The sequence below is a fragment of the Rhizobium sp. BK312 genome, assembly GCF_014193605.1.
In the GTDB taxonomy this organism is placed as follows: Bacteria; Pseudomonadota; Alphaproteobacteria; order Rhizobiales; family Rhizobiaceae; genus Rhizobium.
Map to the genome: position 1 here is coordinate 68264 of NZ_JACHZP010000003.1, position 13091 is coordinate 81354.

Genomic DNA, 13091 nt, shown 5'->3' on the forward strand with positions numbered 1-13091 from the left:
CGGAAATTGCTTGGCCGGATCGGTTCTTGCAACGTGGCTGTTCGGACATGAGCATGCCAAGGCTAGCATACCTGCCCATTGCTTTTTGCTATTCCCTTCCTGTCATAGACGTGTTACCAGCCCTCGCCAACTTCCAAGCAACACTTGCAAGATCGCCCGGTAGACGATTCGTTCCGGGCTTTCCTGTTTTTCACAGACGAAGGAATTGGCCATGGCACGCATCATTGAAACGTCAACCGGGTTGGATGCTCTGACATTCGACGACGTGCTCCTGCAGCCGGGACACTCCGAGGTCATGCCGGGCCAGACGAATATCGCCACCCGCATCGCCCAGGACATCGAGCTCAATCTCCCGATCCTCTCTGCCGCCATGGACACGGTGACGGAAAGCCGCCTTGCGATCGCCATGGCTCAGGCCGGCGGCATGGGTGTTATCCACCGTAATCTGACACCGGTGCAGCAGGCCGAAGAGGTCCGCCAGGTCAAGAAGTTCGAAAGCGGCATGGTCGTCAATCCGGTCACCATCGGTCCGGACGCAACGCTCGCCGAAGCGCTCAGCCTGATGAAGGCGCATGGCATTTCCGGCATTCCGGTCGTCGAAAAGTCGCACCGCCTCGTCGGCATCCTCACCAACCGCGACGTTCGCTTCGCCTCCGATCCCCAGCAGAAGATCTACGAGCTGATGACCCGCGAGAATCTCGTGACGGTCAAGGACGGGGTTCAGCAGCATGAAGCCAAACGCCTGCTGCACACGCACCGCATCGAAAAGCTACTTGTCGTCGATGGCGACAGCCGTCTCGTCGGCCTGATCACCGTCAAGGATATCGAGAAGTCACAGCTGAACCCGCACGCTTCGAAGGATGCCCAGGGCCGCCTTCGCGCCGCAGCCGCCATCAGCGTCGGCGACGATGGCTATGAGCGGGCCGAGCGCCTGATCGACGCCGGCGTCGACCTTCTGGTCGTCGATACCGCCCACGGTCACTCGCAGCGCGTTCTCGATGCCGTCACCCGCGTCAAGAAGCTGTCCAACTCCGTCCGCATCATGGCCGGCAACGTCGCCACCTATGATGGCACGCGCGCGCTGATCGATGCAGGCGCGGATGCCGTCAAGGTCGGTATCGGCCCCGGCTCCATCTGCACGACCCGTATCGTCGCCGGCGTCGGCGTTCCGCAGCTGGCCGCCATCATGTCGGCTGTGCAGGCAGCGCAGGATCAGAACATCCCGATTATCGCCGATGGCGGTATCAAGTTCTCCGGTGACCTGGCAAAGGCGATCGCCGCCGGCGCATCCGCCGCCATGATTGGTTCGCTGCTGGCCGGCACGGATGAAAGCCCGGGCGAGGTCTATCTCTACCAGGGTCGCTCCTTCAAGGCCTATCGCGGCATGGGCTCTGTCGGCGCCATGGCGCGCGGTTCGGCGGATCGCTACTTCCAGGCCGAGGTCCGCGACACGCTGAAGCTTGTGCCGGAAGGCATCGAAGGCCAGGTTCCCTACAAGGGGCCTGTCTCCGGCGTGCTGCATCAGCTCGCAGGCGGCCTCAAGGCAGCCATGGGCTATGTCGGCGGCGCCGATCTCAAGGATTTCCAGGAGCGCGCCACCTTCGTGCGCATCTCCGGCGCGGGTCTGCGCGAAAGCCACGCCCACGATGTCACGATCACCCGCGAAAGCCCGAACTATCCCGGCGCAGGTGGCTGATTGATGGCTGATCGCGCTTCTGGCAACGTCAGGTCCCTCGAGGGCCTGACGGCGATCCTCGCAGCGCTTTCGCTGGCACTGTTCGCCTGGATTTATGCCGGTTTCATGCGCGCCTTTAGCAATGCCGCAGCCGGCCAGCAGATGCTCGATGCGCGTATCGGCGGCTATGAGCGCGAAGACGTCGTCGCCATGCTGCGCTATCTCAAGGATCACCCCGATCCGGCGGTGATCCTGCATTCGATGTATCTCGGGCCTGAGCTGATCTTCCCGCTGGTGCTGGGCGGATTGTTGTTCTGCCTGATGCGGCTCGTCGGCCCCGGCGGCTTTTTCTTCGGCCGGCCGATTCCACCTGGCGCGACCGCAGTCATCTTCTGCTTGCCGATCTTCTACGCGCTTGTCGATTATGCCGAGAATATTGCCGGCCTGATGCTCTACCCGCCGGCAACGCCCTCCGATGCCACGGTATCGCTGCTGGCCGGCCTGCTGCCCATCATCGTCAGGCTGAAATTCCTGACGCTGGTTGTGACGGTTATTCTGCTGGCCCGCTTTGCGATTTTTCGCTACCTCTCGCCGGACGGCTCTAAACCGTCCTGATCGACTATAGCGCCGCGCGTCATACGTGACGCGCAAAGGTCGCTATAGCATTTTAGATCTACTGTATAGCTTTGTCCTTAAGTCGATTCCGATTTAAGGACAAAGCTATACAGTGGTTCAGTTTTCGGAAGTTTCAAAGGAGTTGGCGGCGTGACAGGCTACGAAATGTTCTGGCCCATGATGGCGCATGCGGTATTGGTTTTCATCCTCTATGCGCTCCTCGGATGGCGCCGCCGCGTGCTGGTGAAGGCCGGCCGCATTCAGCCAGCGCAATTCCGCGAAAACCACACAGCCGACGAACCGGCGGAAAGCCTGGTGGTGCGAAACAGCGTCGCCAATCAGTTCGAGCTGCCCTTGCTCTTCCATGTCGGTTGTATCGTCCTCTACACCGCTCAGGCGGATAATCTGCCGGCCGTAATCCTTGCCTGGATCTTCGTTGCCACGCGCTACGCGCATGCCTTCGTGCATGTGACCAGCAACGATCTGCGCTATCGCAGCCCGCTCTTCACTCTCGGCTTTGCAGCCCTGGTCTGCATGTGGGGCTGGCTTGGCATCTGGCTCGCCTTCTCCTGAGGCTGCCTGCATTCCGTAAGCCGCAACCTGCGGTAACGTGTTTGTGTTTTTCCTTTACCGTTACGCCGACATCGGTTGACCTATCTTGTCAGCGGGTGGCCGGTCGTTTGTTGCCTACCACCGGGGAAACAGGGAGAAGAGGATTATGAGCACGGAAAAGCCGGTCGTGACGCAGGCGATGATCAACGCCTATGACGAATACACGCATCTGACGCTCGATCGTCGGGGCTTTATGGAAAAGCTGACTAAGCTCGCAGGCTCGGCAGGCGCCGCCGCTGCCATCGCGCCGCTGCTCGCCGCCAACAAGGCCAGCGCCGAGATCATTGCCGCCGATGACAGCAGGCTGGACGCAAAGGATGTGACGTTCGCCGGCAGCAAAGGCGAGATGAAGGGCTATCTCGTCCGCCCGAAAGATGCAGCCGGCAAGCTCGGCGGCGTCATCGTCATCCACGAGAATCGCGGCCTCAATCCGCATATCCGCGATGTCGCCCGCCGCATGGCGCTGGAAGGCTTCGTGGTGCTGGCGCCCGATTTCCTCTCCCCGCTCGGCAGCACGCCCGAGGACGAGGACAAGGCGCGCGACATGTTCACCAATCTCGATCCGGCATTGACGGCCGCTAACGCCGAGGCGAGCCTGACCTATCTCGCCAAGACGGATGGCGCCAACGGCAATGTCGGCGCCGTCGGCTTCTGCTGGGGCGGCGGCCTCGTCAACCGTTTCGCGACCATCTCGCCGGAGCTGAAGGCGGGCGTTGCCTATTATGGCGCGCAGCCGCCGGCGGACGACGTGCCTGACATCAAGGCTGCCCTCTTGTTGCACTATGCCGGGTTGGACGATCGCATCAACGCCGGCATCGAGGCCTATCGCAAGGAGCTGCAGTCAGCCGGCAAGACCTTCGAGATCTTCGTCTATGAAGGCGTCAATCATGCCTTCAACAATGACACCTCAGCAGCCCGATACGACAAGAAAGCTGCTGACCTGGCCTGGGGCAGAACCGTCGATTTCCTGAGGAAGTACCTGTCCTAGAACGACGCGGATTGAGCATGCGGGCTCACCGATTACCGGGGCCGAAACCATGTTTTGGCCCCGATTCCGGAGTTCATTCTGACTCCTAAGTGATGATTAAAATTGGACTTTTCCCGTTTACGCGCATTGAACCCCTCAGGTGTCATAGCGTCGGCCGCGCTTGAGCGTCGTTCAGTGCGAGAATGAAACGGGAAGAGAATGAATCCGGATAATCCCGACCGTATTAACTTTCGAAAGAGGCCGCAGCAGGAGCGCAGCATCCAGCGTGTCGATGCCATCCTGTCGGTTGCGGCCGCGCTGATCGCCGAGAAGGGGGTGAGCGCGATGAAGATGACCGAACTGGCTACGGTTGCCGCAATCCCGATCGGCTCCGTCTATCAGTATTTCCCGGACAAGGCGGCGATCGTCCGCGCCTTGCTCGAGCGGCATTCCAGCCGCATCCGGCAAAAGGTCGGAGAGGTCTTTGCCTTTGTGGCATCACTCGATCATGCCATCGAGCTCGTCTGCACCATGATCGATTGGTATTATCGCGAGTTTCGCAGCGATCCCGCCTATATCGGCGTCTGGCTCGGCACGGATATCGACAGGGATATCCTCCAGCTCAACATACAGCACAGCAATCGTGTCGCCGAAATTTTTCTGGAGAGCATCCGGCCTTTCCTGCCCGCTGAAAGTCGCATCGACCTTGAGGCACGCACGCAGCTGTTCAGCCATCTGATCGGCGCATCCATCCGCTTCGCCATCGTAAGCGAGGACGAGATGGCGCTACGTATGCTGTATGAATTGAAGCAGGTGATCCGCGTTACCTTGCTGGCAGAGCCGGCGCAGTAACGATTCCCGAAGGCGATTGGCTGGTGATCCCCGAGCTCACCAGCCCGGCAGAATGTGCCCGGCGCGTAGTCGGGGATAGAAGCGCGTATAGGTTTTCACCTCGCCATCGAGATCGTCATCCACCGCAGCCGGCGTGATGTTGTCCAGGCAGGCCGAGATATGAGCGGTGATGGCGTTCATCAGCGATACGGACAGGCCGGCCCGCTTCATGATGCCGATCTGCACCGGCGGCAGCGGTGGGAAGCCATCGGCCTGGGTCAGCACCTTCATGCCGGTCCTGAGCGCCGATTCCGGCATGACCGAAACCGCCATGCCGGCGAGCACGGCCGCGGCAACGACGGTGCAGGACCAGCTGGTGAACAGGATCTGATAGTCGCGGCCGCCGGCATCGAGAGCCGAGCAGGCAAGCTGGCGCCACTGACAGTCGCGCCGCCCGACGGCGAGCGGAATGGGCGCATCGTCGCGCAGCGGATGATTGGCCGAGCCGACCCAGCAAAGTGGTTCCGTTCGCACGACATCCGACATGCGTTCACGCGGATTGTGGGTGACGAGCGCGATATCGAGCTCGCCGCGATGCATGCGCTCGGCGAGATCGACCGAGGGTTCGCAGACGATGTAGAGCTCGACATTCGGGTGCGTCTTGGCAAAACGGCCTATGATTTCGGGCATGTAGCGGTCGGCATAATCGTCCGGCGTGCCGATGCGCAGCGTGCCCTCGAGCCGATTGTCGTCGAAAGCCGCCATCGCCTCGTTGTTCAGGCGAATGATGCGGCGGGCATAGTTCAACAGCTTGTCGCCTTCCGCCGTCAGGCGGTTGCCGCGGCCATCCTTGATAAAGAGTTGCTTGCCGACGCGCTCTTCCAGCCGCCGCATCTGCATGGAGACGGCCGATTGCGTTTTGAACACGCGGTCGGCTGCCTTGGTGAAGCTTCCGGAATCTACGATTGCGATGAAGGTCTGCAACTGATCGATATCAAGCGGCGCGGACATGGGTTCACCTATAAAGGAGTTTGATAGTTATCATTAGAAACATTCGTTGGACTGATCAATAGGGCTTTGGCATCTTCTGAATGCAATTCAGCATACCAATCGAACAGAAACGCCCGTCGAACTCCTCCCGGCCTACGCCCCTTTTCCGGATCATCGGAAAGGGGCTTGGCTCGCGTGTGCCCAAAGAAAGGAACACGGAAATGCGCACGACAGATCGGACCCTTGACCTCGGCCTAGCAACGCCATCGCTGTCGCTGACGGCACGCGTAGGGGTTGCTTTGAGCAATGTCTCATCGATCTGGCGCGCAATCCGAAATCGTAAGGAAATCGAATATCTGAATGAGCTGAACGACACTCAGTTGAGCGACATCGGCCTCACCAGGCAGGATTTGAACGCCGCGCTGACCACCTCGACCTTCTTCGGGGATCCGTCCGGCCATCTCACCAATTCCGCGCGTCGCGTCGCGCGCCTCTCCGCCTTCAGCAGCTTTAGAGGCTGATGGTGGACGATAGTTTCCCCGCAGGGTGATAGCCAATAAGCCCTGCCTCTTTCCCGGTGTTCGGCCCAAGGGCCAACACCGGGTTTTTTCTTTCTGAAGACCGGTTTTTCGTCATGGATCACGCGCGGGCAAGTTGCCTCCTGCAGCAACTGTCTTATCTAACGACCTGATCCGAACAGCAGGGAAGCGATGATGGCAACGGTGATCTTCTTCCACTCCGTCTATGGTCTGCGGTCGCTCGAGCATGAGGCGGTGGAGCGTGTGCAGGCGGCCGGGCACAAGGCCTTCGCGCCGGATCTCTATGATGGGCTGATCGCCCGATCGATCGAAGAAGGGTTCGAATTCAAGGACGAGATCGGCTGGGAAACGATCTGCGAGCGCGCCGAATGGGCGTTGGCCGGGCTGCCGGCCTCGACCGTATTGGCCGGCTTTTCAATGGGGGCCGGCGTTATCTCCAGCCTCTGGCCCAAGCGGGAAAAGACGGCCGGCATACTTTTGATGCATGGCGTCGCCCCGATCGCCGAGAACGCGCGCAAAGGTCTGCCCTTGCAGCTTCATCTGGCCGATCCCGATCCCTTCGAATCAGAGGAAGAGGTTGCAAGCTGGCGGCAGACCGTCACCAAGTCCGGCGTCGCGGCAGAGATCTTTCGGTATCCGGGCGGCGGCGGCCATCTCTATACCGATGCCAGCCTGCCTGATTATGACGCCAGGGCCGCCGATCTCACCTGGAAACGTGTCATCGACTTCCTTGACGCCATCGATGCCAATGCGTGAAATGCCCGCATCTTCACTCGCAGGACTTGAACTGAAGATGCCGCTCGCCTAGTTTATGAGCATCGTTGATACCAACAGGATGTGTGCAGCCATGGATTTCACCTCGACCGCAATGCCGTTCAGCCTTGCCATCGAGGACATTCATGCTCATGCCCATATCCATCGTTCTATCCAATCTTTCGTGGTCCACGCCTGACGGCCGGCCGCTTCTTTCTAATCTCGATCTAAGCTTCGGCGCCGAGCGCACCGGCCTTGTCGGGCGTAACGGCGTCGGCAAAACGACGCTGATCAAGCTCATCTCCGGCGAGCTGCAGCCGCAATCCGGCAGCATCTCGTTCAACAGCCGATTGGGAATCCTGCGCCAGAGCGTGCAGGTGGAGGCGGACGAAACCGTCGCCGATCTTTTTGGCGCAAGCAAAGCCCTTGCCGTGTTGAAACGGGCGGAAGCCGGCGAGGCAACCAATGATGAACTCGCCTCGGCCGACTGGACGCTCGAGGCGCGCATCGCCGCAGCCCTTGATCGTGTCGGGCTTGACGTCACTCCGGAAACGCCTCTCGTGGCCCTGTCCGGCGGACAGCGCACGCGCTGCGGCCTGGCTGCCCTTATCGTCGACGATCCGGATTTCCTCATTCTCGACGAACCCACCAACAATCTCGATCGTGACGGTCGCGCCGCTGTCATCGATCTGCTTGCGGGCTGGAGGGCAGGGGCCATCGTCATCAGCCATGACCGTGAGCTGCTCGACACCATGGATGCGATCGTCGAACTGACATCGCTCGGCGCCTCACGCTATGGCGGCAACTGGAGCCAATATCGCGAACGTAAGGCGCTGGAGCTTTCCGCGGCCGAGCATGATTTCGCCGAGGCGGAGAAGCGTATCGCCGAAGTGGAGAGAAGCGCCCAGGCAGCCGTCGAGCGGCAAGCGAGGCGGGACAGAGCCGGCCGAAAGATGGCGGCAAAGGGCGGTATTCCGCGCATCATGCTCGGCGGCTTGAAGGAGCGGGCCGAAATGACGAGCGCCGAAAAGACGCGGCTTGCCGAACGCCGCCGCTCCCAAGCCCTGCAGGATGCCGCCGCCGCCCGCGAAAAGATCGAGATCCTGCAGCCCCTGGCCGTCAAGCTGCCGACATCGGGACAGCCGGCAAACAGGATCGTCCTCAGGATGGAAGGCGTCACCGCTGGCTACGAGCCAGAACGGCCGATCCTGCGCGACTTCAATTTCATTATGACGGGGCCGGAGCGTGTTGCCGTCACCGGGCCGAACGGCTCGGGCAAGACGACACTGCTGGCCCTGGTCTCCGGCGCGCTAAAACCCTGGAGCGGCACCGTACGGATCGTCCACTCCTCCCTGCTGGATCAGCGAGTGAGCCTGCTTGATCCATCGCTGTCAATTCGCGACAACTTCCGGCGGATCAACCCGGATGCGGACGAAAATGCCTGCCGAGCCGCCTTGGCGCGCTTCATGTTTCGGGCTGATGCCGCGCTGCAGATCGTCTCCAGCCTGAGCGGCGGCCAGCTTTTGCGGGCCGGACTTGCTTGTGTACTTGGCGGCGCGGTTGCGCCTTCGTTGCTGATCCTCGATGAACCGACCAATCATCTGGATATCGACTCCATCGCCGCGGTTGAAGCCGGGCTGCGGGCCTACGACGGCGCGCTTCTGGTTGTCAGCCACGACGAGGTGTTTCTCAACAATATCGGCATAGAGAGACGGCTCGAGCTCTCTGCCCGAGCCTTCTCGGATCGGTGAGGGGTGCGTCAAGCGTGGTCGGCACCGGCGATGCGATCGAGTTCGGCGATCGCATCTTCCGGAAGCTTCAGCTCGGCGGCCGCGATATTCTGCCTGAGGTGCGCAAGCGACGAGGTGCCTGGGATGAGCAGGATATTCGGCGCGCGCTGCAGCAGCCAGGCAAGCGCCACCTGCATTGGCGTGGCGTTCAGGCGCGCGGCCACATCGGAAAGCGCCGATGATTGCAGCGGTGTGAACCCACCGAGCGGGAAGAAGGGCACATAGGCGATGCCGTCGCGCTCCAGTTCATCGACCAGCGCGTCATCCGTGCGTTGCGCCAGATTGTAGAGGTTCTGCACGCAGACGATCTCGGTAATCCTGCGCCCTTCGGCGATCTGGTCTCGCGTGACGTTGCTAAGCCCGATGTGACGCACCAGACCCTGCCGCTTGAGCTCCGCAAGGACGGTTAGCGGTGCCTCGATCGAACCGTCGGTCGGGTGATGTGGATTGATCATGACGCGAAGGTTGACGACATCTAGCACGTCGAGCTGCAGATTGCGCAGATTGTCGTGCACCGCCTGCTTCAGCTCATCGGCCGAAAAGGCCGGCAGCCAGGAGGCATCAGCGCCGCGCCGCGCGCCGATTTTGGTGACGATGACGAGATCGTCGCGATAGGGATGGAGCGCTTCCCGGATCAGCTGGTTGGTCACATGCGGACCGTAGAAGTCGCTGGTATCGATATGGTTGACGTCGGATGCGATGGCTTCGCGCAGAACCGCAAGTGCCGTCTCGTGGTCCTTCGGGGGGCCGAATACGCCGGGGCCTGCAAGCTGCATGGCGCCGTAGCCGACCCGTTTGACCTTGCTGTCCCCAAGGGTAAAGCTGCCGGATTGATCGATGCTGGACATGGCTATCTCCTTTTCAAGCTGAAAGCAGAAATAGGCTCAGTCGCAGTGTATGATAACCGGGTGCAATGCGTACAGGCTGTGCGGAACAGCGAACAATGGAACGGAATACGATCAGCCGAATGTCACTTCTGTTCTGGGGCTGGCTTGTCCTCGGTCTTCAAATAGCTGTCGAAGATCGCTTCCATGTTCTTTTGATAATTCTTCTGCACTTCGAGGCCGCTGTCGAACATGGCGTTGAACATCTCGGTATAGGCGGCCATGTCGATGCCGGCGGCAGGCTTGGCCTTTGGTTCTTCCTTTGGCGGCTCTGCCGGCATCGGGAAGTTCTTCATCATGTCCTGGAACGCTTTGGCGAAGGGATTGTCGAGGAAAGGATTGTTCGGCGCTGGCTTCTCGCGCTTGACCGAATCGGCGCCGAACATCAGCTCCATCGCCTGGGTGAAGGGATTGTCGAAGATGCTTGCCTGCGGCGTCGGCTGCTGTTTGGGCGCAAAGCCGATGCTCTGCAGCCAGCCCTGCATCATTTCGCCCATATCGGTGTTGAGAAAGGGATTGGTCATTTGCGGGATTTGGCCGCTTGTTTCCTTGAAGAGACCGCCCATCAGCGTATCGGCCATGGCGGGCAGCATGCGCTTGTAGATTTCCTGCCCGATGCCGGTCATCTGCGCTGCCTGCGCCGCGATCGCCCGGGAAACGTCTTTGGAACCGAACAGCCGTCCGAGCACCGCATTGCCGTCGGCAATGCCCTCGGGCGTAAAGGCCTTGGTCATGTCCTCGAAATATTTAGCATAGGAGCCCGAGCTGATGTCCTGCATCACGCCCATGAAATTATAGGGATCGGTGGCGCTGCGCTTGAAGCCGGAGGAAAAGGCCGGCATCAGCGCGGCCATCGCCTTTGCCGCCTGCTCCTGCGCAAGACTGAACTGCTTGGCCATGGCCTCCGTGGCGGCGCCATTCTGTGCCTGCATCATCATGTCGAAGAGTGGCAGCATCGAAGTCCCTTTCCCCGCTAGAGCGTGATGCCGAAAAGTGTAGGCGGTTTTCGGATGACATCACGCTCTACTTCTTTGATTCTAGAGCGGATTCAGATTTTAGGTCGATTCGACCTAAAATCATCCGGCTCTAGGAGGCCGCTTCGGAATCAGGCGGCGCTTGATTCCGATAGTATAGCGGAAAAAAGAGGGCGCATACCGGTTTCTGCCGTGAACTCGCTAGGCCGCGACGGCAGATAACCGCCTATCAGTATTGATATTCCTCGAAGATCGGTTCGACAGACTGGTTCCAGCGGCCATTGTAGAGCATCAGCAGATCGTCAGCGAGCGTACCCTTCTTGGCAAGCACCTCGTCGAGCGGCGAAAGGAAGACGGTTTCGTCCTGGCCGTCGCCATTCAAGCGATTGCGGTTCTTCAGGCCAAGGCGCGAAATGCCGACCACTTCGCGTGCAATATCAAGCAGACCGTGGGCCTTGATGGAAGCCTTCAAGCCCTGCGCCGGCACCGCGTCACGTAGTGCGTTGACCTCTTGGAAATTCCAATCCTTGGTCAGCTCGTCGGCCGCCGTCAGCGCTTCATCGTCATAGAGCAGGCCGACCCAGAAGGCCGGCAACGCACAGATGCGGCGCCACGGGCCACCGTCCGCGCCGCGCATTTCGAGGAAGCGCTTGAGGCGGACATCCGGGAAGAGGGTGGAGAGATGGTTCGTCCAATCGCCCATCGTCGGTTGCCAATCGGCGATTTCGCCCTTCAGCGCTCCATCCATGAACTGACGGAAAGTGACATGCGTACAGTCGTGATAACGGCCGTCGCGAACGACGAAATACATGGGAACGTCGAGCGCCCACTTCACATAGTCTTCGAAGCCGAAATCGTCGCGGAACGTGAAATCGAGCAGGCCGCCGCGGCGGTTGTCGGTATCTTTCCAGATTTCGCCACGCCAGGACGAAAGTCCGTTCGGCTTGCCCTCGGTGAAGGGAGAGGAGGCAAAGAGCGCCGTTGCCAGCGACTGCAGTTTCATCGACACGCGCATCTTGCGGCGCATATCCGCTTCCGAGGAAAAGTCGAGATTCACCTGGATGGTGCAGGTGCGATACATCATATCGAGACCCATGGTGCCGACCTTCGGCATGTAGCGGGTCATGATGTCGTAGCGCGATTTCGGCATGCGCGGCGTTTCGGCAAGGGTCCACTTCGGGCTGCCGCCGACACCGAGGAAACGGATGCCCATCGGTTCGGCGATCTCGCGCACCGTCGCCAGATGGTTGTTGGATTCCTTGCAGGTCTGGTGGATGGTTTCGAGCGGCGCGCCGGAAAGCTCGAACTGACCGCCCGGCTCGATCGAGATCGCGCCCATGCCCGTGGGTTCGCCGAGCCCGATGATGTTGTCGCCGTCCATGATCGGATCCCAGCCGCTCTTCTTCTGCAGTCCCGTGAGGAGCGCGGAAATGCTGGCTTCGCCGAAATAGGGGACCGGGCTGTTGTCGGCGCGAAAGAACACGAATTTCTCGTGCTCGGTGCCGATACGGAATTTCTCCTTCGGCTTGTTGCCGGCGGCCAGATAGGCCGTCATTTCCGAGACCGAGGAGAGCGGAGTCTGGTCGGTGGTATCGCGCGCCATGGTATTACCTTAGATCTCGGAGAAGAGCCCGCGCCAGCCGCAGGTCAATTGGAGGGTGATTGACGCGGATTGACGTACGGTGCAAGTGAATTTCTTTCAAGGGTCGTTCAAAAAAATAGGATTTTATGTCTCGCAAGCGCATCACGCCAGTGGCAGGCACAAGCATATTTGCACAAGCGTTCAAGACGCCTCTCTATTCACGCCGCTAGTGTTGCTTCCGCTGACATCAAGCGGAGCACATCGATGAACGGTCCGAACGCCCTTTACTATTCCATACTGACACTGCTGCTTGCCTCGGTGGTCATCATGGGCAGCCCAGGCCCGTCCACGATCAGCGCGACAGCGATGGGCGCCGCCTATGGTTTCAGGCGGTCGCTCGCTTACGTTTCCGGTCTCATCGCAGGCACCGTAGCGGTCTTGCTGGCCGTCGCCGCCGGCGTCGTTGCGATTCTGCTGTCCGTGCCCCACGGCGCATTGCTGCTGACGGTGGTTTCCGCCGTCTATATCCTCTACCTCGCCTTCAAGATCGCCACGGCGCCGCCGCTGTCTCGCTGCGACGATCACGTTACGGCGCCTGCCTTTTCTGGTGGTTTCCTGCTCGCCGTCGCCAATCCCAAGGCCTATCTGGCGATCGCTGCCGTCTTCGCCACTGTCAGCCTGTTTCAGGATCGGCGGCTGCTCGACGCCACCGTCAAGATTGCGCTGCTCACGGCGATGATCGTTGCCATTCACATGGTTTGGCTGCTCGTCGGTGCTTCGCTATCCCGTTTCCTCCGAGATCCGAAGATCTCGCGGATCGTCAACATCTCGCTCGCAATCCTGCTGGTCGTTGCGACCATCGTTGCAGTCTTGGAGTAA

General features: G+C 60.4%; 14 protein-coding genes. 9 read left to right on the forward strand and 5 right to left on the reverse strand.

Translation table 11 applies throughout. The annotated features are described in order from the left end of the window. Positions 1 to 211: 211 nt before the first annotated feature. The 5 genes from guaB to FHT85_RS08930 all read left to right on the forward strand — a co-directional run bounded on the left by guaB (position 212) and on the right by FHT85_RS08930 (position 4721). Positions 212 to 1696, forward strand: coding sequence for an IMP dehydrogenase (guaB, locus tag FHT85_RS08910; RefSeq protein ID WP_112335356.1), 1485 nt, complete (start codon positions 212 to 214; stop codon positions 1694 to 1696). 3 nt (positions 1697 to 1699) lie between these two features. After that, complete coding sequence (locus tag FHT85_RS08915; protein ID WP_112409928.1) at positions 1700 to 2290, forward strand: hypothetical protein; 591 nt, start codon at positions 1700 to 1702, stop codon at positions 2288 to 2290. A gap of 150 nt (positions 2291 to 2440) precedes the next feature. Continuing rightward, positions 2441 to 2863 carry an MAPEG family protein gene (locus FHT85_RS08920; protein WP_112335358.1) on the forward strand — a complete coding sequence of 141 codons (423 nt, stop codon included), beginning with the start codon at positions 2441 to 2443 and terminating at the stop codon, positions 2861 to 2863. 145 nt (positions 2864 to 3008) lie between these two features. Beyond that, positions 3009 to 3890: a dienelactone hydrolase family protein gene (locus tag FHT85_RS08925; RefSeq protein WP_112409929.1), complete on the forward strand. Its 882-nt coding sequence runs from the start codon at positions 3009 to 3011 to the stop codon at positions 3888 to 3890. A gap of 198 nt (positions 3891 to 4088) precedes the next feature. Then, positions 4089 to 4721: a TetR/AcrR family transcriptional regulator gene (locus FHT85_RS08930; protein WP_112409930.1), complete on the forward strand. Its 633-nt coding sequence runs from the start codon at positions 4089 to 4091 to the stop codon at positions 4719 to 4721. 36 nt (positions 4722 to 4757) lie between these two features. Here the strand turns inward: FHT85_RS08930 and FHT85_RS08935 are convergent, their stop codons facing one another. Then, positions 4758 to 5711 (reverse strand): LysR substrate-binding domain-containing protein, encoded by a 954-nt coding sequence (locus FHT85_RS08935; protein WP_015338895.1) that lies wholly within the window; start codon positions 5709 to 5711, stop codon positions 4758 to 4760. Between the two features lie 200 nt (positions 5712 to 5911). Here FHT85_RS08935 and FHT85_RS08940 point away from each other — a divergent pair, with 200 nt between their 5' ends. Both FHT85_RS08940 and FHT85_RS08945 read left to right on the forward strand, forming a co-directional pair. Next, entirely contained in the window at positions 5912 to 6211 is a 300-nt protein-coding gene (locus FHT85_RS08940; protein ID WP_112409931.1) for a DUF1127 domain-containing protein, read from the forward strand. Between the two features lie 192 nt (positions 6212 to 6403). Beyond that, entirely contained in the window at positions 6404 to 6985 is a 582-nt protein-coding gene (locus FHT85_RS08945) for a dienelactone hydrolase family protein (RefSeq protein ID WP_112409932.1), read from the forward strand. Positions 6986 to 6998: 13 nt separating this feature from the next. On the opposite strand, the gene FHT85_RS08950 is transcribed toward FHT85_RS08945, so the two are convergent. Then, positions 6999 to 7136 carry a hypothetical protein gene (locus FHT85_RS08950; RefSeq protein WP_162709577.1) on the reverse strand — a complete coding sequence of 46 codons (138 nt, stop codon included), beginning with the start codon at positions 7134 to 7136 and terminating at the stop codon, positions 6999 to 7001. On the opposite strand from FHT85_RS08950, the gene FHT85_RS08955 reads away from it, so the two are divergent. Further along, on the forward strand, positions 7135 to 8733 hold the full coding sequence (locus FHT85_RS08955; protein ID WP_112409979.1) for an ABC-F family ATP-binding cassette domain-containing protein: 1599 nt from the start codon (positions 7135 to 7137) through the stop codon (positions 8731 to 8733). The two genes, FHT85_RS08950 and FHT85_RS08955, sit on opposite strands and share 2 nt — an antisense overlap. Positions 8734 to 8741: 8 nt before the next feature. Here FHT85_RS08955 and FHT85_RS08960 read toward each other — a convergent pair whose 3' ends face one another. From FHT85_RS08960 to FHT85_RS08970, 3 genes are all read right to left on the reverse strand, one after another. After that, positions 8742 to 9620 carry an aldo/keto reductase family oxidoreductase gene (locus tag FHT85_RS08960; RefSeq protein ID WP_112409933.1) on the reverse strand — a complete coding sequence of 293 codons (879 nt, stop codon included), beginning with the start codon at positions 9618 to 9620 and terminating at the stop codon, positions 8742 to 8744. A 122-nt stretch (positions 9621 to 9742) separates the two neighbouring features. Beyond that, positions 9743 to 10612 (reverse strand): DUF937 domain-containing protein, encoded by an 870-nt coding sequence (locus FHT85_RS08965; protein WP_112409934.1) that lies wholly within the window; start codon positions 10610 to 10612, stop codon positions 9743 to 9745. A 247-nt stretch (positions 10613 to 10859) separates the two neighbouring features. Further along, on the reverse strand, positions 10860 to 12233 hold the full coding sequence (locus FHT85_RS08970; RefSeq protein ID WP_112335365.1) for a glutamate--cysteine ligase: 1374 nt from the start codon (positions 12231 to 12233) through the stop codon (positions 10860 to 10862). A 243-nt stretch (positions 12234 to 12476) separates the two neighbouring features. Between FHT85_RS08970 and FHT85_RS08975 the strand changes: the two genes are divergently transcribed. Beyond that, complete coding sequence (locus FHT85_RS08975) at positions 12477 to 13091, forward strand: LysE family translocator (RefSeq protein ID WP_112335366.1); 615 nt, start codon at positions 12477 to 12479, stop codon at positions 13089 to 13091.

What these genes read in the sequence shown, in the direction of transcription:
- guaB (WP_112335356.1), top strand. Translation starts at nt 212, where the DNA reads ATGGCACGCATCATTGAAACGTCAACCGGGTTGGATGCTCTGACATTC.
- FHT85_RS08915 (WP_112409928.1), top strand. Translation starts at nt 1,700, where the DNA reads ATGGCTGATCGCGCTTCTGGCAACGTCAGGTCCCTCGAGGGCCTGACG.
- FHT85_RS08925 (WP_112409929.1), top strand. Translation starts at nt 3,009, where the DNA reads ATGAGCACGGAAAAGCCGGTCGTGACGCAGGCGATGATCAACGCCTAT.
- FHT85_RS08930 (WP_112409930.1), top strand. Translation starts at nt 4,089, where the DNA reads ATGAATCCGGATAATCCCGACCGTATTAACTTTCGAAAGAGGCCGCAG.
- FHT85_RS08935 (WP_015338895.1), bottom strand. Translation starts at nt 5,711, where the DNA reads ATGTCCGCGCCGCTTGATATCGATCAGTTGCAGACCTTCATCGCAATC.
- FHT85_RS08940 (WP_112409931.1), top strand. Translation starts at nt 5,912, where the DNA reads ATGCGCACGACAGATCGGACCCTTGACCTCGGCCTAGCAACGCCATCG.
- FHT85_RS08945 (WP_112409932.1), top strand. Translation starts at nt 6,404, where the DNA reads ATGGCAACGGTGATCTTCTTCCACTCCGTCTATGGTCTGCGGTCGCTC.
- FHT85_RS08955 (WP_112409979.1), top strand. Translation starts at nt 7,135, where the DNA reads ATGCCCATATCCATCGTTCTATCCAATCTTTCGTGGTCCACGCCTGAC.
- FHT85_RS08950 (WP_162709577.1), bottom strand. Translation starts at nt 7,136, where the DNA reads ATGAGCATGAATGTCCTCGATGGCAAGGCTGAACGGCATTGCGGTCGA.
- FHT85_RS08960 (WP_112409933.1), bottom strand. Translation starts at nt 9,620, where the DNA reads ATGTCCAGCATCGATCAATCCGGCAGCTTTACCCTTGGGGACAGCAAG.
- FHT85_RS08965 (WP_112409934.1), bottom strand. Translation starts at nt 10,612, where the DNA reads ATGCTGCCACTCTTCGACATGATGATGCAGGCACAGAATGGCGCCGCC.
- FHT85_RS08970 (WP_112335365.1), bottom strand. Translation starts at nt 12,233, where the DNA reads ATGGCGCGCGATACCACCGACCAGACTCCGCTCTCCTCGGTCTCGGAA.
- FHT85_RS08975 (WP_112335366.1), top strand. Translation starts at nt 12,477, where the DNA reads ATGAACGGTCCGAACGCCCTTTACTATTCCATACTGACACTGCTGCTT.